This window comes from Bacteroidales bacterium (assembly GCA_031276035.1).
Taxonomy (GTDB): domain Bacteria; phylum Bacteroidota; class Bacteroidia; order Bacteroidales; family BM520; genus RGIG7150.
The window spans coordinates 1-22,371 of the sequence record JAISNV010000021.1; the positions used below are offsets into that span (position 1 = coordinate 1).

The 22,371-nt window shown below is 32.8% G+C and carries 20 protein-coding genes and 1 riboswitch; of the genes, 10 read left to right on the forward strand and 10 right to left on the reverse strand.

The annotated features are described in order from the left end of the window. The coding region (locus LBP67_04820; GenBank protein ID MDR2084298.1) for a hypothetical protein at positions 1 to 488 on the forward strand (488 nt) is incomplete at its 5' end. Positions 489 to 690: 202 nt separating this feature from the next. On the opposite strand, the gene LBP67_04825 is transcribed toward LBP67_04820, so the two are convergent. The 3 genes from LBP67_04825 to LBP67_04835 are packed head-to-tail and all read right to left on the reverse strand — an operon-like array spanning position 691 to position 3,575. After that, positions 691 to 2,481 carry a DEAD/DEAH box helicase gene (locus LBP67_04825; protein ID MDR2084299.1) on the reverse strand — a complete coding sequence of 597 codons (1,791 nt, stop codon included), beginning with the start codon at positions 2,479 to 2,481 and terminating at the stop codon, positions 691 to 693. A 24-nt stretch (positions 2,482 to 2,505) separates the two neighbouring features. Next, positions 2,506 to 3,159 carry an MBL fold metallo-hydrolase gene (locus tag LBP67_04830; protein ID MDR2084300.1) on the reverse strand — a complete coding sequence of 218 codons (654 nt, stop codon included), beginning with the start codon at positions 3,157 to 3,159 and terminating at the stop codon, positions 2,506 to 2,508. Positions 3,160 to 3,161: 2 nt separating this feature from the next. After that, positions 3,162 to 3,575 (reverse strand): hypothetical protein, encoded by a 414-nt coding sequence (locus tag LBP67_04835; GenBank protein MDR2084301.1) that lies wholly within the window; start codon positions 3,573 to 3,575, stop codon positions 3,162 to 3,164. Positions 3,576 to 3,785: 210 nt separating this feature from the next. Beyond that, positions 3,786 to 3,959: riboswitch (cobalamin riboswitch) on the forward strand. Between the two features lie 97 nt (positions 3,960 to 4,056). Between LBP67_04835 and LBP67_04840 the strand changes: the two genes are divergently transcribed. Genes LBP67_04840 through LBP67_04850 form a run of 3 tightly spaced genes read left to right on the forward strand, consistent with a single transcriptional unit; the run spans position 4,057 to position 8,724 of the window. Continuing rightward, positions 4,057 to 5,487 carry a T9SS type A sorting domain-containing protein gene (locus LBP67_04840; protein MDR2084302.1) on the forward strand — a complete coding sequence of 477 codons (1,431 nt, stop codon included), beginning with the start codon at positions 4,057 to 4,059 and terminating at the stop codon, positions 5,485 to 5,487. An 8-nt stretch (positions 5,488 to 5,495) separates the two neighbouring features. Continuing rightward, positions 5,496 to 7,535, forward strand: coding sequence for a TonB-dependent receptor plug domain-containing protein (locus LBP67_04845; protein ID MDR2084303.1), 2,040 nt, complete (start codon positions 5,496 to 5,498; stop codon positions 7,533 to 7,535). Between the two features lie 13 nt (positions 7,536 to 7,548). Then, positions 7,549 to 8,724: a YncE family protein gene (locus LBP67_04850; protein ID MDR2084304.1), complete on the forward strand. Its 1,176-nt coding sequence runs from the start codon at positions 7,549 to 7,551 to the stop codon at positions 8,722 to 8,724. Between the two features lie 71 nt (positions 8,725 to 8,795). Here the strand turns inward: LBP67_04850 and LBP67_04855 are convergent, their stop codons facing one another. Further along, positions 8,796 to 9,515, reverse strand: coding sequence for a SagB/ThcOx family dehydrogenase (locus tag LBP67_04855; protein MDR2084305.1), 720 nt, complete (start codon positions 9,513 to 9,515; stop codon positions 8,796 to 8,798). Between the two features lie 276 nt (positions 9,516 to 9,791). Between LBP67_04855 and LBP67_04860 the strand changes: the two genes are divergently transcribed. From LBP67_04860 to LBP67_04870, 3 genes are read left to right on the forward strand one after another with little or no spacing between them, the layout of a single operon-like run. After that, a complete protein-coding gene (locus LBP67_04860) occupies positions 9,792 to 10,241 on the forward strand; it encodes a DUF6249 domain-containing protein (GenBank protein MDR2084306.1) in 450 nt (149 codons plus the stop codon). Between the two features lie 25 nt (positions 10,242 to 10,266). Continuing rightward, on the forward strand, positions 10,267 to 10,797 hold the full coding sequence (locus tag LBP67_04865; protein ID MDR2084307.1) for an RNA polymerase sigma factor: 531 nt from the start codon (positions 10,267 to 10,269) through the stop codon (positions 10,795 to 10,797). Next, a complete protein-coding gene (locus LBP67_04870) occupies positions 10,790 to 11,161 on the forward strand; it encodes a DUF5056 domain-containing protein (GenBank protein ID MDR2084308.1) in 372 nt (123 codons plus the stop codon). Before LBP67_04865 ends, LBP67_04870 begins: the two co-directional genes overlap by 8 nt. Here LBP67_04870 and LBP67_04875 read toward each other — a convergent pair. From LBP67_04875 to LBP67_04890, 4 genes are all read right to left on the reverse strand, one after another. Beyond that, on the reverse strand, positions 11,151 to 12,518 hold the full coding sequence (locus LBP67_04875) for a DNA mismatch repair protein MutS (GenBank protein MDR2084309.1): 1,368 nt from the start codon (positions 12,516 to 12,518) through the stop codon (positions 11,151 to 11,153). The two genes, LBP67_04870 and LBP67_04875, sit on opposite strands and share 11 nt — an antisense overlap. A gap of 25 nt (positions 12,519 to 12,543) precedes the next feature. Continuing rightward, complete coding sequence (locus LBP67_04880; GenBank protein ID MDR2084310.1) at positions 12,544 to 13,560, reverse strand: hypothetical protein; 1,017 nt, start codon at positions 13,558 to 13,560, stop codon at positions 12,544 to 12,546. A gap of 6 nt (positions 13,561 to 13,566) precedes the next feature. Next, positions 13,567 to 14,811: a lysine 2,3-aminomutase gene (gene ablA, locus LBP67_04885; GenBank protein MDR2084311.1), complete on the reverse strand. Its 1,245-nt coding sequence runs from the start codon at positions 14,809 to 14,811 to the stop codon at positions 13,567 to 13,569. Between the two features lie 123 nt (positions 14,812 to 14,934). Beyond that, positions 14,935 to 15,534, reverse strand: coding sequence for a hypothetical protein (locus LBP67_04890; GenBank protein ID MDR2084312.1), 600 nt, complete (start codon positions 15,532 to 15,534; stop codon positions 14,935 to 14,937). A 301-nt stretch (positions 15,535 to 15,835) separates the two neighbouring features. Here LBP67_04890 and LBP67_04895 point away from each other — a divergent pair, with 301 nt between their 5' ends. The 3 genes from LBP67_04895 to priA are packed head-to-tail and all read left to right on the forward strand — an operon-like array spanning position 15,836 to position 20,607. Beyond that, on the forward strand, positions 15,836 to 16,951 hold the full coding sequence (locus tag LBP67_04895; protein MDR2084313.1) for an AI-2E family transporter: 1,116 nt from the start codon (positions 15,836 to 15,838) through the stop codon (positions 16,949 to 16,951). Positions 16,952 to 16,964: 13 nt separating this feature from the next. Further along, positions 16,965 to 18,095, forward strand: coding sequence for a THUMP domain-containing protein (locus LBP67_04900; protein ID MDR2084314.1), 1,131 nt, complete (start codon positions 16,965 to 16,967; stop codon positions 18,093 to 18,095). A 1-nt stretch (position 18,096) separates the two neighbouring features. Beyond that, entirely contained in the window at positions 18,097 to 20,607 is a 2,511-nt protein-coding gene (priA, locus tag LBP67_04905; GenBank protein MDR2084315.1) for a primosomal protein N', read from the forward strand. Between the two features lie 107 nt (positions 20,608 to 20,714). Here priA and LBP67_04910 read toward each other — a convergent pair whose 3' ends face one another. Beyond that, positions 20,715 to 21,023, reverse strand: coding sequence for a septum formation initiator family protein (locus tag LBP67_04910; GenBank protein ID MDR2084316.1), 309 nt, complete (start codon positions 21,021 to 21,023; stop codon positions 20,715 to 20,717). A 24-nt stretch (positions 21,024 to 21,047) separates the two neighbouring features. Then, positions 21,048 to 22,328 carry a serine hydroxymethyltransferase gene (locus LBP67_04915; GenBank protein ID MDR2084317.1) on the reverse strand — a complete coding sequence of 427 codons (1,281 nt, stop codon included), beginning with the start codon at positions 22,326 to 22,328 and terminating at the stop codon, positions 21,048 to 21,050. Positions 22,329 to 22,371 lie beyond the last annotated feature (43 nt).

Below are 22,371 nucleotides of genomic sequence, written 5' to 3' on the forward strand. Positions count from 1 at the left end.
AGTCTTCACAAATAATGGTTTCTAAAAGTATAATTATTACCTTATTTGTGATATTACTATCTTATTCCTGTAAACGTAACGAGGAAGCAACCAATCGCCTTTTTGTTGAAAACGCTACAACTGATACAATCTTTTTGGCGAATAAGTCACACACTGGCTATGTTCTTTTTTCTCCATCCGAATGTAAGGAATTTGCCAGTTCATATCAGCATTCAATATCGGAAATTATAGCCCAATATTACGATGGTGTAAAAGTCTACAAACTTGCTAACCCCACTTCCGACAGCATATTAATTTATGATGAGGGAGGAGTACATCAATACTATATTGAGGCTATGCCAAAAGTTACATGGTCACCACCATTAGTTTCATTACCACACGAAAACCATAGTTTCTTTAATATAAATTCTTGGGTCATTACAAAAGGAGGACTTGATGATGAATGGGATATTGCAACTTTTACTATAACTGAAGATGATTTTAAATAAAACTTTCAAAATCAGCTTTCTTGCGTATAGGTAAGTCATTACTAATTACACAAGTGGAATGCCTTATTCCGGTAGTGGTACACAGAAAACTTATTTATGAATAGAGAAATGAAAACACCTAATTTTGTACATCAAAAAAACCGATGAATCTAAACTCATCGGTTTTTATATAATTCAGTCAACTTATTTCAGGACACGACATCTATTTCTTTCTTTTCTTACTTCTATCATCTCCCTTTTTCTTATCGCCTTTATCTTTCTTCTTTTCTTTATTGTGATTTACCATCGAGTCTCCCACGTATTCAATATGATATCTATTGTCATGCCTGTGGTCAAAAGCATCAAAAACCTGATCCAAGTATTTTGATTCGATTTCAACAAAAGAAAAATTATCCATAATATCAATATGCCCGATTCTCATATCCCTGTTTTTAACGGTATCATTTAATACACCGATAATTCTTTGCGGCACAGTACCGGTTTTTCTTCCTAAGTTTATTTTAATAGTTGAGAAAGTTCCGGAATATTGTTTGTTGTTTTTGTCTCTGTCTCTGTCTCTGTCTCTGTCTCTGTCTCTGTCTCTGTCTGGTTTCTTTCTATCTCTATTGTCTTTTCTTGATTTATCAGAAGATCTTGACCTTCTATCCGAAGAATCTTCTTTCTCATCTACATTCAAATCGGGAGCATTTCTATAGTAATCTAAGAACCTGTTAAATTCAACAGAAACAAATCTTTGAATTAATTCTTCTTTGGAAAGCCATTCCAATCTTTTGTAAATTTCAGGTAAAAACGGAGCAATCTCCTCTTCATTAGACATATCAACATTTTCCATCTTGTTGATTATTTGGAAAAGTTGCTTTTGACAAACTTCTTTACCATTAGGAATTCTTGCTTTTACAAATTGGGTTCCGATGATTTTTTCAATTTGCTTGATCTTATGTTTTTCTTTCAGATTGATGATCGCTATTGATATACCGTTCTTATCGGCTCTTCCGGTTCTTCCGCTGCGATGAATATATTGCTCGGTTTCATCCGGCAAGTTGTAATTAATAACGTGGCTGAGGTTAAAAACATCCAATCCGCGTGCTGCAACATCAGTTGCAACAAGCATTTGAATATTTTTATTTCTGAATTTGTTCATTACATGATCTCGTTGAGCCTGTGATAAATCACCATGTAAGGCGTCTGCATTGTAACCGTCCTTAATTAAAGCATCTGCAACTTCCTGAGTTTCTATCTTCGTTCTGCAGAAAACAATTGCGTAAATGTTAGGATAATAGTCGGCAATTCGTTTCAATGCGAGGTAACGATTTTTAGCATGAACTAAATAGTAAAAATGCTTAACATTTTCCGCCCCTGAGTTTCGTGTTCCTATTGTAATAATTTCGGGATTCATCATGAAACTGCGGGCGATTCTTTCAACCTCCGAAGGCATTGTAGCGGAAAATAACCAGATATTTTTATTTTCGGGAGTTTCTGCGAGAATTGCATTTAAATCTTCCTGAAATCCCATGCTGAGCATTTCGTCGGCTTCGTCAAGAACAACATATTTTACTTTCGAAATGTCAATAACTCTGCGTCTTAATAAGTCTAACATTCTGCCTGGAGTTGCAACTATTATTTTGGCAGCTTTATGTATTGCTTTAATCTGATTTTCGATACTTGCACCGCCATAAACCGGAACAATGCTGGCATTATCAATATATTTCGAATAATTGATGAGGTCATTTGTTATTTGAACGCATAATTCGCGTGTAGGGCATAGAATAATAGCTTCTGTATTTTTAGTGGAAAAGTCTAATTTTTCCACTAATGGTATTCCGAAAGTAGCGGTTTTACCGGTTCCTGTTTGTGCAAGGGCAACAATATCAAGTTCGTTTTCTAGAAGTATAGGCAGGACTTTAGCTTGTACAGGCATAAGCTTTTCGAAGCCTAGATCGTATATTGCCTGCAATATTTCATCTTTGATGCCTAATTGGTTGAATGAATTCATAAACGGCTGCAAAGATAGCAAAATTTATGATTTAAAGCATTCTAAATATTTTATTGTCTCTTTGATATCATTTATAGTTAGGTCAATCGTATGACCCGCCATAATTTTCTTTGGGTTGAGTTTTATATAATATTTTAAACTTTCGATATAGGCGTTAACATTAGGAGATTCAATAAAAATCTGTGGTTTTTCAAGATTATCGCCGGCGAATAAGATTTTTTCTTCGGTATCAAAAACCGAAATGCAATCATCCGTATGCCCCGGACTATAAAAAATAATTATATTATCTTCCGGAAAATAGAGTTTATTTTCAAAAGTTGTGTTAGGTAAGACTTTTACTAATTTACCCAAAATATACTCTTTATTTTCTTCATACATTTCATCCCATTTTTCCTCGATTAATTCGGAACAAAGTTTATGGGCAACAATTTTGCTTTTCTCAAAAGCAGAATTACCCCAAATATGATCCCAATGGAAATGGGTATTTATGATTATGTTTTCATTTGAGTTTCTATTTGAAATGTCGTTGATGATCTCAGTCATATAATCTTTACCACAAAATGTATCAATAATAAAGTTATGTTTCGGTGCAAAGATTATATATACATAGGTTAAAAAATCCGGAATTTCATCAAAGACATAGGCAGTAATTTTTGTTGAAATAATTTTTTGTTGCATATCTAGAATCTTTTTTTGTGATAATCGAATTCTTGATTGTTGCGAAAAAGATTAATTTTATCAGCAAGATTAATTATATTAATATATCCATTTTCGAGAAGCAATTTTCGAGCATCATTTTTATCATTACAACAATCTACAAGCATTACTTCAATATCAAATCCGAATTTCAACAACCAACCCCGGGCCTTATCGTCATTATCAATAGCATAATCCAAAGCCGAAAGTTCCGGATAACCGTTTTTTAAAAGCCAATCGTTTGCTTGGGTGCTTCCGCGAATTGCACTTGAAAAGGCTGCTAATTCCGGATAACCATTATTAAGTAACCATTCGTAAATTTTATCATTTCCTGCAATAGTTTCGGCTAATGCTATAATAATTCTGTTTTCGTAAAATATTATTGATTTATTATTCATAAGAATATTCGTTTAAGAGAAACAAACACTTACAAAGATAATAAAAATTGATTATTATTAATGGTTTTTATTTTGTCGGGAGCTTTTATGAATAATTCTTATTTTTGAATTTAAGATTAAGTGTATTATATTTTTAATTACATTTCTATGGCCTTACTTTCTAAGTTTAAAAACTCTTAATCTTCAGTTCTCAACTCTTAATTAATTTATTATCTTTGCAACGTGTTCGGTTCTTATTGATTAAAAGGGAATTTGGTGAAATGCCGAAACTATCCCCGTAGCTGTAAGTTCTTCATAATGAATAGCCAAAATGCCACTGTGTAAATGGGAAGGCGGTTAATTCAGGAACGAGTCAGAAAACCTGCCGAGTATAAATTTCTTAGCTTTCGGGTGAAAGGCGCCGGAATATTCTTCACGAGTATTCTCCATCTTTCCTCTTAAAATGCTAAATAATCAGTTTAATTTAAAATTGAGCATTTTTATGAGTATTAAAAAAAACATTTATTTTCTGATTGTATTATGTTCTTTTGTTTTTACTACAAAATCACAGGCACAATTTATCAGTGAAGTCCTGGAGTATTATCCTGCTCCCGGACAATTTATCAATTCTTCACCTTGGGGAACTCCGCAGTCCGCTAACTCAATTATCGGAACTATTAACGGCTCTCTTAGTCTGGGCGCTTTCGGCGGCTATGTCGTTTTCAAATTCGAAAATCCGGTTCGGAATCATCCTGAAAATCCTTACGGAGTTGATTTTACAATCTTTGGTAATCCTTCTAATAATTGGTCAGAACCAGGAATAGTGTATGTTATGAAGGATGAAAATGAGAACGGATTGCCCGATGATACTTGGTATGAGCTTGCGGGCAGCGATTATTTTTTTTCAACAACGAAAAAAGATTATCAGGTAAATTATTTTAATCCGTATTCTTCGACTGCTGCAGATGTTATGTGGACGGATAATTATGGTTATACCGGTACGATTTATACAAACGGAATTAATCTTCAACCGTATTATCCGATGAGTGATTTATTCCCTTTTATTGATAATGATAATTATATTTTAAACGGTACTGTAATTGAAGGTAAATTAGATTTAACTAATTCGTCCAATTTGAAATCTTTTAAACGAGCTTTCGGTTATGCGGATAATCAGTTCAGAGGAACTGCTCCATATACCTTACCGGATAATCCTTATACAAATGAAAAGGAAAATGCCGGCGGCGATGCATTTGATATTGATTGGGCTGTGGATGAAAACGGAAATTATGTTGAACTTGATTTTATACACTTTGTGAAAGTGCAAACTGCGATGGCAACAAATGCCGGCAGGTTAGGTGAATTATCAACGGAAATTACAGGTGCGGTTATAGTTGAACCGAACAGTTCTGTTACAGGATTATTAGAATTAGTAGTAATCAAAGATTTACCCGACACAATAACTGAATATAATTATCCTCTTGAAGCTTTTGCCTTCTATAAAGGCAGGCTTCAACCGAACAAGGATATTATTTGGTCGTGTTCATCACCGGAAGTAAATATTGTCGATAATAAATTAGTTTTCGGCGTTTGTGGTAAATTACCCGTCACTCTTACTGCTTCGCTGAAAGATAATCCTGAAATATCCGCAACTGCTTCTACTGTAATTCATAAAGATTGTGGCGGGATAAATTCTGTAGATAACAAACAATTAGCTATATATCCTAATCCTGCAAAAGATTTCATCAGAATAAATATTGAAGACCAGGCAAAAATAATTATTTATGATATTTATGGAAAAATCGTTTTGGAACAGAATAATTATTATCAAAACAATAATATTAATATCAAAGATTTTTCATCCGGATTGTATGTTGTTGTTGCTGTTCAAAATAATAAAGTATTTAGAAACAAATTAATTGTTACTAAGTAAAAAGCCGAATGCGAAAAAATATTCATATTCCTTTATTTTGCTTTTATAAGAAAGAAATTATAACAGTATTTCTAATATTTTTTATTTGTATCCGAAATGTTGATGCGCAAAATATTCCGGATACTATTTATCTTCCGGAGTTCGAAGTTATTACTAATTATATTCAGGAAAAAGAAACCGCCGGAATGAAAAAAAGCAAAGTAGATTCTATTGTTATGAAGGAGAAAATAAATGTTTCTCTTTCCGAACTTTTGTCTGAAAATACAACGGTTTTTATTAAAAATCACGGAAGAGGTGCACTTGCAACTGCTTCGTTCAGAGGAACTGCCGCTTCTCACACTCAAGTTACATGGAACGGTATGAATATTAATTCGCCAATGACCGGAATGGTGGATTTTTCTTTAATTCCTGTTTATCTTATTGATGATTTGAATTTAAAATACGGCGCTGCTTCAATTACTGACAATAGCGGAGGGCTCGGCGGTTCAATTAATATTTCAAATACTGCGGATTGGAATAATCGCTTTAATTTAAAGTATCTTCAAGGACTCGGAAGTTATTCAACTTTCGACGAATTTTTGCATATAGGATGGGGTAAAAGTAATATTCAATTAAAAACACGCATTTATCACAATTATTCGAAGAATAATTATACATATTTAAATAGAAGTATTATTAATTATAATCCCGAAACCAATACTTACGAAAATCCTATCGATACGAATAATAATGCGGATTATACCCGTTACGGACTTTTGCAGGAAATTTATTTCAAGCCGAATGAAAGAAACGTTATTTCTGTAAAATATTGGTTTCAAGATGCCGATAGAACTATTCCGCGTGCGACAAGCTATGAAGGGCCGGATAATTCAAATCTTAATAATCAGAATGATATACATCATAAAGTTGTTTCCGATTGGTCGCGTTATGGTGAAAAATCGAAATTGCATCTTCAAAGCGGTTATTATTATCAGAACCTTTTGTACAATTTAATAAATAATGTTATAGGTGTCGGGTACATTCCTGCAATATATTCAAAAAGTCACCAGCAAGGATTTGTAAATAAAGTTTCATATAATTATGATTTCCGTGAGGATTTTTCTATTGAAGCCGTATTAAATGCTAATTATTTTACCGTTAATTCCATAGATACGGTTAAAAATATAGGTTACGAAGGCGACCGTGCAGAATTTTCCGCATTAATAGGACTTAGAAAATCGTTTTGGAAAAGATTAAATTTGAATTTGATTTTAAAGCAGGAAATTGTTGATTCTAAATTCAGTCCTTTTGTACCGTTTTTCGGGTTTAATTATAAGTTGCTGAAAAATAAAACCTTATTTATAAAAGGAAATATTTCACGGAATTATCACCTTCCAAGTCTAAACGATCTTTACTGGCAACCCGGAGGTAATCCTGATTTGCTTCCCGAAAATGGTTTCTCTTTTGAATTAGGAGTCGAACTTATTTCACATCATTCGGAAAAAATCAAAATACAATCGGAAATCACATATTTCAGAAATGATATCAACAATTGGATAATCTGGTTGCCAAGCTACCGCGGTTATTGGGAGCCGATGAATATAAGTAAAGTGCTTTCACAGGGATTTGAAGTCGATCTTAAAGTTACAGGTAAACTTAGAAAGTTGAATTATAAAATAACCGGCTCTTATGCTTATACAAGCTCAAAGAATTATGGCGATGCCTTGGTATGGGGCGATGAATCTTACGGTAAGCAACTTGTTTATATTCCTTTACATTCAGGAAATGTGCTCGTTAATTTTGAGTATAGAGGTTTTTACATAACGTATCAACATAATTCTTATAGTGAAAGATTTACAACATCAAGTAATGATGTAAGCAAAAGAGATTGGCTTTATCCGTACTTTATGAATGATTTATTCTTCGGAAAAGATTTTTCATGGGATAAAATAAGCCTGTCGATTGAGTTTAAAATTTATAATTTGTTTAATGAAACTTATCATTCAATACTTTACCGCCCGATGCCGAAAAGAAATTATATGTTGCAGATTTTATTTAAATATAATTAAAAGTTGAAAAATTATGATAAATAAAAAGGTAAAAGCAAATTTGTATAATGGTTTAGAAAATAATAGAGTAGAGGAATATTTGATTCTGAAATTTAGAATTGGAAATATACCTTTATCTTTACTCTTTATCATCTTAATTTTGTTTTTCCAGTCTTGTATGGATGACGATTCTCTTTGGAACAATACCGGAACCGATTATTTACATCCGTATAGCGGTGTTTTTATTGTTAATGAAGGAAATATGATGTATGACAATGCTTCTTTATCGTATTATGATTACGAAACTAAAGAAGTTGTAAATAATTTCTTTTATGTGGCTAATAATCTTCCGCTCGGCGATGTGGCGCAATCAATGACAATTCGCGATAGTCTCGGATATATTGTTATCAATAATAGTGGAAAAGTTTATGTCATAAATATATATACCGGAAAATATGTGGGGAAAATTACGGGTTTGACTTCACCTCGTTATATTCATTTTATTAATGATGAAAAAGCATATATTACGGATATTTATGCAAAAGCAATCACGGTTGTAAACCCTAAAACCTTTGAGATTATAGGTTATATTGATGTTAATAATTTCGAAACTCAATTTTATCAACATTCTACAGAACAAATGGTTCAATATGGCAAATATGTTTTTACAAATTGTTGGAGTTATGATAATATGATTTTGGTGATTGATACTGAAACCGATAAATTAATTGATTCAATTCAAGTTAAGAAACAACCGACATCTTTGGTAATTGATAAATATAACAAAATCTGGACTATAACTGATGGTTGTTTTCCCGGAAGTTCTTACGGACAAGAACTGCCTGCTCTAATCAGAATTGATGCCGCAAGTAGGGAAATAGAAATGTTATATGAATTTGAATTTGGGGATTTTCCTTCGGAGTTATGTATTAACGGCACCAAAGATACATTGTATTTTATCAATAAACATATTTACAGATGTGCGATTGATTCTTACGAAGAACCTGAAATTTTCATTGAAAGCCAGTACCAGAGTGTGATTAACGGTTTTTACGGATTAGGGGTTGATCCTGTAACTTCCGAAGTTTTCGTCGCCGATGCTATAGATCAGGTTCAATCTGGAGTTATATATAGATACGATGCCTTGGGAGATTTATTAGATAGTTTTAAGGTAGGAATAAATCCCGGAGCTTTTTGCTTTAAAAAGTAATCAAATAGTTTTATACAAAAAAGTGCGAAAGCATAATTTACTCTCGCACCTTAAAGTTTTGCACATTGATTTTAATATCCGACCGAATGAGCTACAACAAACTGATGATTGTTTCCCAAACCTAAGACTTTTAATAATTCAGCATCCTGAGCGCCGCCTCTAACTACGGATTTTAATCCTTCCGATGCACAATATAAGTAAATATTTTCTGTACAATGACCGGCATCAAGAGCTGCTAAATACAACTGTTTTTCTTGCGGGATTTTTCTGTTGCCGTTATATCTGTCATAATTTGCAATAAATATAATATTTACCGGTGCAGTTTTTACAAAATCTTGTAATCCGGCTAATTTACGAAAATCGCCTTCAATAATAGCTTCTAATTCGTGTTTTTCAGGATTATAAAAATATATCCCGTTAGATAAAATTACATAAGTATCGAGAGGGTAGAGGGCTAAAGCCGAAGGAACGGTTCTTCTGTGTTCTGCGGGACGATTTAGTCCGTTTGCAACCCATAATACCTCCGACAAATGTTTTAGAGATAAATTCTTTTCGGCAAATTCACGGTACGATTTACGTGCTTGCATACATTTCATTAGTGCATCGCCGCTTTCTATGTTCGGTGCTAATAATTTAATGTTTTCAAATTTTGTTAATTCCATAGGTTCGGTTTTTTCCGGAGTGTAAATTCCTTTAGTGTTTGTTGTAACATCATTTTGTGTGTTTTTATCACAGTTGCAAGATGTTAAGATAATTGTAATAATGCTGAGGATTGGGATAATTTGTTTCATATAACTATTATTTAGATTTTTTGTGCAAATATAATTATTTATACCAAGAATTATAAAAAATTATTAATTGCCATATATGCTAATGCCAAATTCAATTTATAAGATTAACGGTTTAATTGCATTTATAAGACTTATAAATATTTATAGTAACTTTGAAATTTTTAAAATTGTTTTTTATTTAAACTTTGTAATAAATAAAATATTTTTTTTCTTTATTTGCAACTTTTTCGACTTTCATACCGTCTAATACATAAAAACCATTAAAATTATATTTATATGAAAAAAGTATTTTTAGTTTGTATGCTGGCTTTTATCAGCCTTTTAAGTTTCGGACAATCACAAAACCCTTTTGATTTTTTAACAAATCATATATTCTTAGAAAGTTTTACAGGTATAGTGGCTATAGCAAGTATTATTGGCTTACCAATTTTAATTATTTATATTGTGTATAGATATAAAATCAATAAAAAAGAAATCGAATTGGTTGAGAAATGTATTGAAGATGGTAAGGATATTCCGGACGATTATTTTAAAAAGAAAATCGAATCAAAAAATAATACATTTGGAAAAGCTATGACATATTTAAGCGTAGGTATAGGTTTGGCAATAATCTTTTGGGTTTTATTTGATATCAGATTTGCTACTATCGGATTGTTATTTATCCTTATAGGTATCGGACGTTTAGTCACATATTTTATGGAAAAATCGGAAAAATCTATTTCATAAAACAACATTAATATACCATATTTTAATGAATCACAATGATGAATTATCACTTATTGCTAAAATAGTAGTTGAAAAGGATAACAGAGCTTTCGAAGGATTGGTAAAAAAATACCAGTCGCAGATAAGAAGATACTTTCTGAATCAAACTCTCGGCAATAAAGATTTGAGCGATGATTTAGCACAAGAAACATTCATCAAAGCGTATTTAAACCTGGCAAGTTTCAAAAACTTGTCGGGTTTTTCTACTTGGTTGTATAAAATTGCTTTCAATACCTTGTGTGACTACTTACGAAAGAATAAAATTCCGAATAATGTTATCGCTATCGGATATGTTAATTCACAATCTGAAAAAATACATAATAATATAGATATTTATAATGCAATGAAGATTTTAAAAGAGGATGAAAGATCTTGTATTTCGCTGTTCTACATAGATGATCTTAGTATTGAGACAATATCGTCAGTTATGGAAATTCCTGAAGGTACTGTAAAATCTCATCTCTCGCGTGGAAAATCAAAAATGGCACAATGGTTAAAAAATAACGGATATGAATAAAGATGATCAATTAATTTATAATTTCTTTAAAGAAAATAAAATCGAAATAGAGGATAAAGATTTTTCAAAGAATCTTATGCGGCAGATAGCCAGAAAGAAGAGTAAGCGATTTGCTAAAATCTGGAATATATGCTGCCTCATAATAGGTGTTTTGATATTTATCTTTCTGTTCTATTCCTTCAATAACTATATTGTTGATTTTTTTGTAGTTGCTAAAAATTATCTTTTTAAAACTTTCTCTATGTTTAGATTATCTGCAGACGGATTTTTATTAAAAGATTCGTTTTTACCATTAATATATGTTTGTTTAGGAGTACCTTGGCTATATTCTATTTTTGTTGCAATAAGAAATATTAGGACGTAATTTTCAACTTCTGCAAAAATTCTTCATCTACACCCAAGATTTCCGCTATTCTTATCGCCTCGTGCGGAACCTCGGTTTCTTCTGTCTCAACCAAAGAATAATCAATAAAATCGTTGATATTATCTTTATTGATATTTGCCGAATCATCTTTTAAACCTTTTACCCTCAATCTACGGGTTCTGTAATTAATGTCGCTGTAATGTGTTGTGATTAAGCTGCGAACATGATACTTGTCCAGAATTTCCAGCACAGCATTGACAATTGCGCTACCTTCAACCGGATTAGTCGTCTTTGCAAGCTCATCTATCAGAACCAGAACATCGGAATTCTTTTTTATTTCTTGAATTATATAATTTACCTCAAGTATTTCGGCGGCAAACGACGATAATCCTTTCAATTCGTTTTGCTTGTCATCTATACATAACATAATTTTATCTACAAGACATATTTTAGCTTCTTGTGCCGGAATATAAAATCCGAATTGTAATAGATATTGTGCCATAGCAACAGTTTTGAGCAATACGGTTTTTCCAGACATGTTGGCGCCGGTTATTAAGCATGGCGATTTGTGAATATCAATATCAATAGCTTGATATTTTTTTCCTTTAGATTTCAAATTTTCACTTATTTGAGGATTGATAAGCGATTTGTAGGATGTTGTACTTCGGCTAATTTCCGGTTTGCATAAATTCATTTCTATAACTTGTATAGACTTAGAAAGTAAAATGTCCAACTTTGCTATTCTTTCCAAAGCAATTTGTATTTTATCAACATTAGCAAAAAGATCGGCAGAAATACTTTGCCTGATAGAATCTTCGATTTTTTCCGCTTGAAATCTCAATTCTTCAATTTTTTCCGCATTTTCTTTTCCCAATGATTTTATTTTCTTTCTAAGTTTATGCAGTTCTTCGGAATAAATGTCATAAACATAGAAGGTAGGGACTTTATTGCCTTCAGGATCAAGAACATCAATAACTTGTTGCAGGTGCGGGATTTCTATGATATGAATTTTGTATTCATCGCAGAGTAATCTTATTTCTTCGGCCAGAATGCAAAAACTCTTTATTTCAAAAAGTTCAATATCATCCAAAGTATTTTGTCCTTTAAGATTATCCAAACTTCCTCTTATATCCTTTATTCTATATAACTTAATATTGAAATCTTCAACCAATTTAGTGTTTTCTTCAATTTTATTTTTTAATAATGATATTGAGTCAAACTCATTAATCAATTCATCTTTATCCGTGCAAAACACTTGATTTAATAAAATACGTTTTCCTATGTTCGATTGAAGTTTTAAATTTTCAATAATAAATTTTAATGACGATGAAATTTCTATTGCGGATTTAAGTTTCATGTTAGTGTTGATTGTTTATTGATTACTATTTCTCAATTGTTTTGATATCATAGATAGGAACATTAATTTGTTTTGCCAATTCATTTTTTAATTCACCGGAATTCAATATATAACCCGAAGGAGATACGGGATTAATTGTTATTGCTATTAAATTCGGCTTGTTTACGACCATTATTTTTCCTTCTTTTTTAATGAAAGAATAGAATGTTTCCGGATTGGCGAACATTTTTGTAAAATCTTTGATAATGATAATTTTATCTTTTGTGTTTTTTTGCAGTTTAAAGAGATTAAGTACTTTGTCGCTTATTGCGCCCGGAATATAAATTATGTTTCCATGCTGGAAAATATTCTGAGAGCTATCCAATGAAAAAACAGAATCAATTTGTAAATCGATTATTTCATCTTCTGATAAAGATTTGACGACTTTTATTCCTGAATTTATCGAACTTAATATCCCTTTTAATTTTTTAGGAATTTCCGGTAGCTGAATTAAATCATAAACATATTTTGTTTTTCTTACGAGTTCGGGAATATTCGCGGAAAGCGCTGCCCCTGTTGCAAGTACCATAGATTCTGTAATATTAGGGGAGGCGAGGCTTAGTCTAGAAAGTGCTCCGTCAACTATAGTAATGTCAACATTATATAAATTAAGATGGTCTATGAGATTTTTCAGATTAGTCGTATCGGGTGGGCCGGATAACTTGATTTTTCCGGTATCCTTAGCCTTTGCAATTATCAATCGTCCTAAACTCGTATTAATATTACTTACTTCAAGTATTTCCGAAGTAATTTTTTTTTCACGATAATGTTTTTCGGATGTGATAAATAACATGTTTTCATAAACTGTAATTTCCGGTTTATGAGTATTGGTTACACTGTCGGTACTTTCACCGTCAACGCCAATTGATGTTATTGCGATAACTTTGTTTTTGTCTTTAAGATGAGAAAGTATATAGTTCAGACTTTCGGTTTTTCCTGTGTTTTTTTCCAGTCCGACAATTGAAACACTTTTGTACTTTAAAATATCATCGATAAAAGACATTGAATGTTAATGTTTTTTGACTCTTTGCTTACGAGCAAGCGATTCCGGTTCGAGAGACATTTCATTGCCTTCGAGTAATCCTGCAACGCCTTCGCTTTTAGTCTTTTCACAATCGGGACAATGACAAACATCTTCATATTCGTCGGGTTCTGTGTAAGTTGTTATGACGCCCTCGAAATTACGAAGTATAACTTTTTTCGGACTTTGCGAAATTACGTAAGTAGGCATTACCGGCGTTTTTCCGCCTCCACCGGGAGCATCAACCACGAAGGTAGGAACTGCATAACCGGAAGTATGTCCGCGCAAGCTTTCAATAATTTCGATTCCTTTAGAAACAGGTGTGCGGAAATGTTCCAAACCCATTGATAAATCACATTGATATATATAATATGGTCTAACTCTTATCTTTACGAGATTATGAACTAATTTTTTCATAATGTGGGTACAATCGTTTACACCACGTAATAAAACAGATTGGTTGCCGAGCGGAATACCTGCATTTGCCAGCTTGGCACAAGCATCGGCAGCTTCAGGAGTAATTTCGTTGGAATGATTGAAATGAGTATTTACCCATATCGGATGGTATTTCTTCAACATGTTAACCAAATTATCTGTAATTCGTTGAGGACAAACAACTGGAGTTCTTGTTCCTATACGTATAATTTCAACATGCGGAATTTCTCTTAATCTTTTGATAATAGATTCTAGCATATCATCACTAACCATGAGTGCATCTCCGCCGGATAAAAGAACATCTCTTACGACAGGCGTACGAGCAATGTAATCAATAGCTTTCTGGATTCTTGATGATGGTGACTCACTATCTGTTTGTCCGGCAAATCTTCTTCTGGTACAATGACGGCAGTACATGGAGCACATATCTGTAATCAAAAATAAAACTCTGTCGGGATATCTATGTGTCAGTCCCGGAACAGGAGAATCCTCATCTTCATGTAACGGATCTAATAAATCTGCAGCCGAAATGTGAGTTTCCGCACCGGTAGGAATTGCTTGTTTACGAACAGGGCAATTCGGGTCATCAGGGTCAATTAGACTTAAATAATAAGGAGTAATAGCCATTCTGAGGGTTTCCAGAGATTTCTTCACGCCTTCTTCCTCTTCGGCGGTTAAGGAAATATACTTTTTTAATTCTTCAAGAGTTTCTATACGATTTTTAACTTGCCATTTCCAATCGTTCCATTGTTCATCGGAAACGTTTGGAAATATTTGTTTTCGTCTGTTTACTATCATAACTTTTTACGTTTTAAACTAATTGCAAAGATAGTTTTTTTAGATGAAAGATGAAAGATGATTGATGAAAGATTTTTTGCGAAGGAGTATCGTTGTGGCAGTACGGCCAAGACGCAATTTGAATTAAAAACCGAGTCCTATTTTAAGTCCGAATGTAAACGTAATATAATTTAAACGCTTAATAAAACCATGATGGTATTGTATTTCAGCGTCATTTCCTTTGCCTAAACCGGCACCGGCAAATACGTCGAAAACTAAAATATTTTTTGCCCATTGATAACCTGTACACATCATCAATGTTCCCATACATGATCTTCCTCTGGTAATAAAATCTTTCTTAGAGTACTTTGAATAAATATACTTTTGATCTTCACAATTATATCCGAAATCGGAATAAGCAAATTCCGGTTTAAGATAAAAGCCCGTTAAGGTATTATTTGCATTGTTGGAAATAATAAATTTGTAGGCTAATCGAAATAGCCCTCCTTTAGGTTGAATTTTAAAAGAGTCGTAACCAACACCAATGTAACCTACAGTAATTTCAATACTTTGCTTATTAAACAATGCTCTTTCATAAGTTAATTTTGCCGAACCGGTATAAAGAGATAAAAATGTTGTTTTAAAGTTGTTCTTAGGGTTTCGTTCAATAGAATATGCTGAAAATGACAGGATGATTCCACAAAGTAATGCGATTATATATTTCTTTTGAACGCTAAAAATCATAAAAAGTTATAAGATTTGAACTCACGTTTAATTAACGTAAAACAAGTATATAATTATTTTGTAATGTTGAATATTTTTATATTAATTGCTTGTTAATTAATTAACGAGGAATCTTAAGTTTATTTTTGTAGTATTAAACAAAAAACAATTTCTTTATTAGTGCTTGTAGAATGTTTAAATATATTTTATTATTATTTACAAATACAATTTATTTTGTACTTTTGCATCATCATTTTGTAAACAAGAAAATTTTCTATACAAACAGTAAATCAATTAATTATAAACACAATATTTTACACAAATGAAGCAAGCAGATATCAATAAAATAGTAAAATACTCCGGAATAGCAATTTCAATTCTTGTATTTATCCTTTTAGTGTGGAAATTTACATTCATTGTTTGGTATATCGTTGCCGCTGCTGTTATATCCTTTATCGGCGCCCCTCTCGTCAAACTATTTAAGAAGATTAAATTCGGAAAGAAAAAGAAAGTATTTCCAAGTTGGCTTGCGGCTGCCTTAAGTTTGTTAATTATTATTATTGTTGCAGCTTCGCTTATAGCCGTCTTTGTACCTGTAATAATTAAGCAGGCTAATGTTATTGCTTCTATCGATTTTAATCAGGTAAAACATTATATTGAAGAACCTGTTTCAGAATTTTTACATCAATATAATATAATTGATAAAAATGAGTCAATAATTACAGTTATAGAAAATAGATTTAAGAGTTTTATTGATATTGCTTCACTTTCTCATTTAGCTTCGAGTTTTATCGGCAGATTGGGAAAAATAATAATGGGTGTTTTCTCAACTATTTTCATTGCTTTTTTCTTTTTGAAAGACGATACCCTTTTTCAAAAAATGATTATGATTTTTGTTCCGCAGAAATATAATGAAAAAGTTCATCATGCTCTTAATAATATCAAACGTTTTCTAACAAGATATTTTATCGGATTGATTTGCCAGATGTTTATCATGTTTACTTTGGAAAGTATAGGAATGTTTGCTATAGGCGTAAAAGGAGCTCTCCTTATTGGTGCTGTCGGCGGCTTTTGTAATATGATTCCTTATCTCGGACCTATTTTAGGAGGAGCTTTCGGCGTTATTGTATGTACCATCCAACTTATCAGTATTGGTGCTTACGATCAAATATTATTACAAGCAATTCTTGTTGTAGCGGTATTTGCGCTTTGTAATTTTATTGACAATACTGTTTTACAACCTGTTATTTATTCAAATAGTGTTAATGCCCATCCACTAGAAATATTTCTTGTGCTTTTAGTATTCGGAAGCGTAGGCGGAATATTTGCAATGTTTCTTGCCGTACCTGGATACACTGTGCTGAAAGTTATTGCTAAAGAATTTCTTTCCAAATTTGAAATTGCTCGAAAGTGGACTTCGCAATTGGAAATAGAATGATATTAGCTTAAAAATGAAAGAAACCCTACCATATATTGCTACAACATTATCGGGATTAGAAGAAGTTCTGGAAACAGAATTGCAAAATCTCGGTGCAACTCGTACTATCAAACTTAATCGCGCCGTATCTTTCGACGGTACGCCTGATTTAATATATCTTACTAATCTATGGAGTAGAACCGCTCTTCAAGTTTTGGTTAATATTAAAACGGAAGAAATAAATTCGCCGCAAGACCTTTATGATGTAGCTTACTCTATAGCTTGGGAAGATTATTTTAATTCTTCGGATACTTTTATGATCAATGCGGTTGTAAATAATAATCACTTTATAAATAATTCTCTTTTTGCTTCATTAAAAACGAAAGACGCAATTGTAGATAGAATTCGTAATAAATTCGGTTCAAGACCTTCTGTTGATAGGGAAAATCCTAATATTATAATAAATGTTCATATTTCGAAAAATATTTATAGTATTTCACTAAACTCAACCGGAATTCCGCTTTTTAAAAGAGGTTATAAAATTGCTGCAGTGCAATCGCCTTTAAATGAAGTGCTTGCTGCCGGAATTATTTCACTTTCGGGTTGGGATATGAAAACCCCGCTTTTCGATCCGTTTTGCGGCTCGGGAACTATTCTGATTGAAGCTGCAATGTTGGCCGCAAATCTTGCCCCAGGATTGTATCGTAATGATTTTACATTCTTAAATTGGAAAAATTTCGACAGAAATAAGTGGAACAAGATTGTTGATGAAGCGAAAAATAAAATGAAGTTCGAAATTCCATTGATTTTTGGTTCGGATATTTCTGCAAGAGCAATTTCAATTGCTGAAAAAAATATCGAAAATGCCGGATTTTCTGATTTTATAACTTTGAAAAAAGCTGCATTCGGCGATTTCATCCCTCCGGTTCAAAATGGTACCATAATTACTAATCCGCCTTACGGAGTAAGAACAGACGATACAAATATCCTTGAACTTTACGATAGGATTGGAAATAGCTTAAAACATAAATTTAAAGGATATTCTTGCTGGATAATTTCTTCCGACAATGAAGCTATTAATAAAATAGGATTACATGCTTCTACAAAAAAGAAATTATTCAACGGATCACTCGAATGTAAATTAATGGGTTATAAAATGTATTAGAATGTTGGGAGATTTTGTAGACACGGTAAAATTTTGTGTTGAAGTTATTCTTCCGCTACCGCTGAAAGGTAGTTTTACGTACTTATTGCCCGATGAGTTCAGTGATGTTGCAGTTGGCGAACGAGTTATAGTTCCGTTCGGAAATAGAAAATTTTATTCGGGAATTATTGTCAATATTATTGAAAGAGAAAAAGTTAAAACTAATTTCGAACTGAAAGAAGTTATTGCCGTTCTTGATAATCGACAGATTGTTCTTGAGAAACAACTTGAGTTGTGGAAATGGATGTCGTCGTATTATTTTGCAACTTTGGGTGAAGTTATGAATAACGCCCTTCCCGCGATGTTTAAAATTACCAGCGAAACGTTTATTTCATTGCATCCCGAATTTTCCGGAGAGATTTCTTCTCTTAGTGAAGCAGAAGTTGGTCTTACCAATGCCCTGATGAACAATGATAAACTGTCAATTAAGCAAGCTGCTGAAATTCTCAATGTTAAACCTGCAAATATTTACAAATATATCCGACAGTTGATAGGGGATTGTATTGTTGAGTTGCAGGAAGAAGTTAAAAATCCATATCGGCCGGTATATCGTGATTATATTCAGATTGCAGAAAATTTTAGAAGTGATGAAAAAATGAATGAAGTGTTCAGAAGCCTTGAAAAACGCTCTTTCAAACAATTAAAAATTCTTCTTTCATATTTTAAGCACGCTGCAAATTATCAGGACGAATATCCGGAAATTCCCAAAAAACTAATTCTTGACGATACCGATGCAAATCATTCCACTCTGAATTCATTGGTTGAAAAAGGAATAATTGATATAAATAAACATAAAATTTCCCGCTTGGAACTTGTAGAAGCCACATCAAAACCGGAGAATATTATTCTAACTGATAAACAAAGGCAAGCTTTAATTGATATTCATAAATCTTTTGAAAATCATGATATTACTCTTCTGCATGGTGTTACATCAAGTGGTAAAACAGAGATTTATTTTAAATTAATAGAAGAAACTATTGCACAGGGTAAACAGGTTTTATTTCTCTTGCCGGAAATAGCTCTCACTACACAGATTGTGGAACGAACCGTGAAATATTTTGGAGAACAGGTCGGTGTTTATCATTCCAAATTTAATCATAACGAACGTGTAGAAATTTGGAATGCGGTTTTTGATAATAATAAGAATTTTTCGAGGGGATATAATATTGTAATCGGCGCGCGCTCTTCGATTTTCTTACCTTTTGATAATCTCGGATTAATTATTATTGATGAAGAGCATGATTACTCTTATAAGCAGAATGACATTGCACCAAGATATAACGGTCGTGATTCCGCAATTTTTCTTGCAAATCTTTTCAACTCTAAAGTAGTTCTGGGTTCTGCAACTCCTTCAATAGAATCATATTATAATGCGCTGAACGGTAAATATGCTTTGGTGGAAATTTCCGAAAGATATGGAGGATTCCTTCTTCCCGAAACTACCGTTATTGATATGAAACGAAAAGCAGATAAGAATAATATTTCTCATTTTTCAAATGAACTTATTAAGGAAATCAAAAATGTGCTCGAAAATAAGAAACAGATTCTTATTTATCATAATAGAAGAGGGTTTTCTTTGCGACTCGAATGTGAGGTCTGCGGTTGGGTACCCGAATGTATTCATTGCGATGTTTCACTAATATATCATAAAACATTTCATCAATTAAGATGTCATTATTGCGGATACAACAAACATGTTCCGTCGCATTGCCCTAATTGTCATAGCGATAGAATTTTTATGAAAGGTTTTGGAACCGAATTGATAGAAGAAGAATTGGAATTGCTTTTTCCGCAAGCAGTTATAAAACGAATGGATTTAGATACGACTAAAAGGAAAAATGCTTTTACAAAATTGATTACCGAATTTTCTTCGGGAGAGATAGATATTCTCGTCGGAACACAAATGATAACTAAAGGATTGGATTTCGAGAACGTTGCTCTGGTAGGAATTATTAATGCCGATAATATGCTTTATTTTCCTGATTTCAGATCGTTTGAAAGAAGTTTCCAGCAAATTTGTCAAGTTAGCGGCAGAGCCGGACGAAAGAACGAAAGAGGAAAAGTTTTTATACAAACATTTTCTCCGGATCATAAAGCAATAAAATATGCGATTAATAATGATTACAGAGGAATGTACGATAACCAAACTATTGAACGCAGGCAGTTTAATTATCCGCCTTTTGTTAGATTGATCGATGTAAAATTACGACATAAAGATTCGAATATTCTGGATAAAGCCGCTGAAGTTTTTGCTGAAATGTTAAGGAAATCACTTGGGAAACGAGTTCTTGGCCCCGAATATCATTATATCCCAAGATTGAACAATCAATATATAAAAAGTATTCTGGTAAAAATTGATCGTACATCCGATTTTCCGGTTTTAAAAAACGAATTTCGCCGTATTTATGAAACATTTAGTGAAAATCCGCAATTCAAATCAGTCAGAATTATTGTTGATGTTGATCCTTATTAGAATTGAGAATTGTTTTATTTCCATAGTTTTTCTGCTCAATATTTTATACATAAAAAAAGGTGCCTCTTTAGAAGCACCTAATTATCTTTTTATTAAATAGCAATACTTTAATCCTGTTTCTCTATCAAATACACTTCTTCATTTTCATTTTTCATCTGATAAGTTTCACGTGCGTAACGTTCACGAAACTCGGCATCTTTGCGCATTTTATCTAAAAAAACACTATCATCGGCATATTCTTTTTCCAGACGTTTAATTTCTTTTTTCAAAGATTTTGTTTGCTTATTCATCTTTCTTATTCTAAAAAGATTATCAGAATCGAAAAAAAGAATAATAGCTGCAAAGATTATTGTTGCAATAAAGAATTTATTTAAGAAAATTCTTCGCCAATTGATATTTTTAAAATTAACTTTCATAATAGTGTATTGTTGAATAGTATCTTACCAGGCAAAAAGCGGGAATTGACTCATCAAGTGATTAACTTGATCGCGTACTTCCAAAATAATTTTTTCGTCTTCAATATTGCTGATAACTCTGTCTATAAAATCAACAATAACAGGAATCTGATTTTCTTTCAGTCCGCGTGTGGTAATAGCCGGAGTTCCGACTCTTAATCCAGAAGTTGTGAAAGGAGTACGGGAATCAAAGGGAACCATATTTTTATTAACGGTTATATCTGCTTGAACCAAAGTGTTTTCTACTTGTTTTCCTGTAATTTCAGGGAATTTGGAACGAAGATCAATAAGCATTAAGTGGTTATCTGTTCCACCTGAAACAACATTATAGCCTTTCTTAATAAACTCGTCTGACATTACTTTTGCATTCTTCTTAACTTGTTTTATATAATCCAAATAACCGTCGCTTAAAGCTTCGTTGAAAGCAACAGCTTTCGAAGCAATAACGTGTTCGAGCGGTCCGCCCTGAATACCAGGGAATACAGCAGAATCAAGTAATGAAGACATCTTACGGATGATTCCTTTTTTTGTTACCTTTCCATAAGGATTATCAAAATCTTTACCTATTAAAATCAATCCGCCGCGTGGTCCGCGTAATGTTTTATGAGTTGTTGTAGTAACAATGTGACAATAAGGCATAGGATCATTCAATAATTTTCTTGCAATCAATCCCGAAGGATGCGAAATATCTGCCATCAAAATAGCACCAATTTTATCAGCTATTTCTCTCATACGTTTGTAATCCCAATCGCGAGAATAGGCGGATGCGCCTGCAATTATGAGCTTCGGTTTGTTTTTCAAAGCTATTTCTTCCATAGTATCATAATTAACAGTTCCAGTTTCTTGATCGACTCCGTAAGCAACAGGTTTGTACAGAATTCCTGAAGAGTTCACCGGAGAACCGTGAGATAAATGTCCGCCATGAGAAAGATCAAGACCCATGAACGTATCGCCGGGTTCAAGACAAGTTAAAAGAACGGCCATGTTTGCTTGTGCTCCGCTGTGCGGTTGAACATTTGCCCATTCGGCACCGAAAAGTTCTTTAGCCCTGTCAATAGCAAGTTGTTCGGTTTCGTCAACAAACTGACAACCGCCGTAATATCTTGCACCGGGATAACCTTCCGCGTACTTGTTTGTCATTACGGAACCCATAGCCTCCATTACCTCGTCACTGACAAAATTTTCAGAAGCAATAAGTTCTATACCATGCATTTGTCTCTCTTTCTCTTTTTGAATGATATCAAAAACTTTTTGATCACGTACCATGTTTATTTTTATTTAAATTGTTTAATAATTTGAAAGTGCAAAG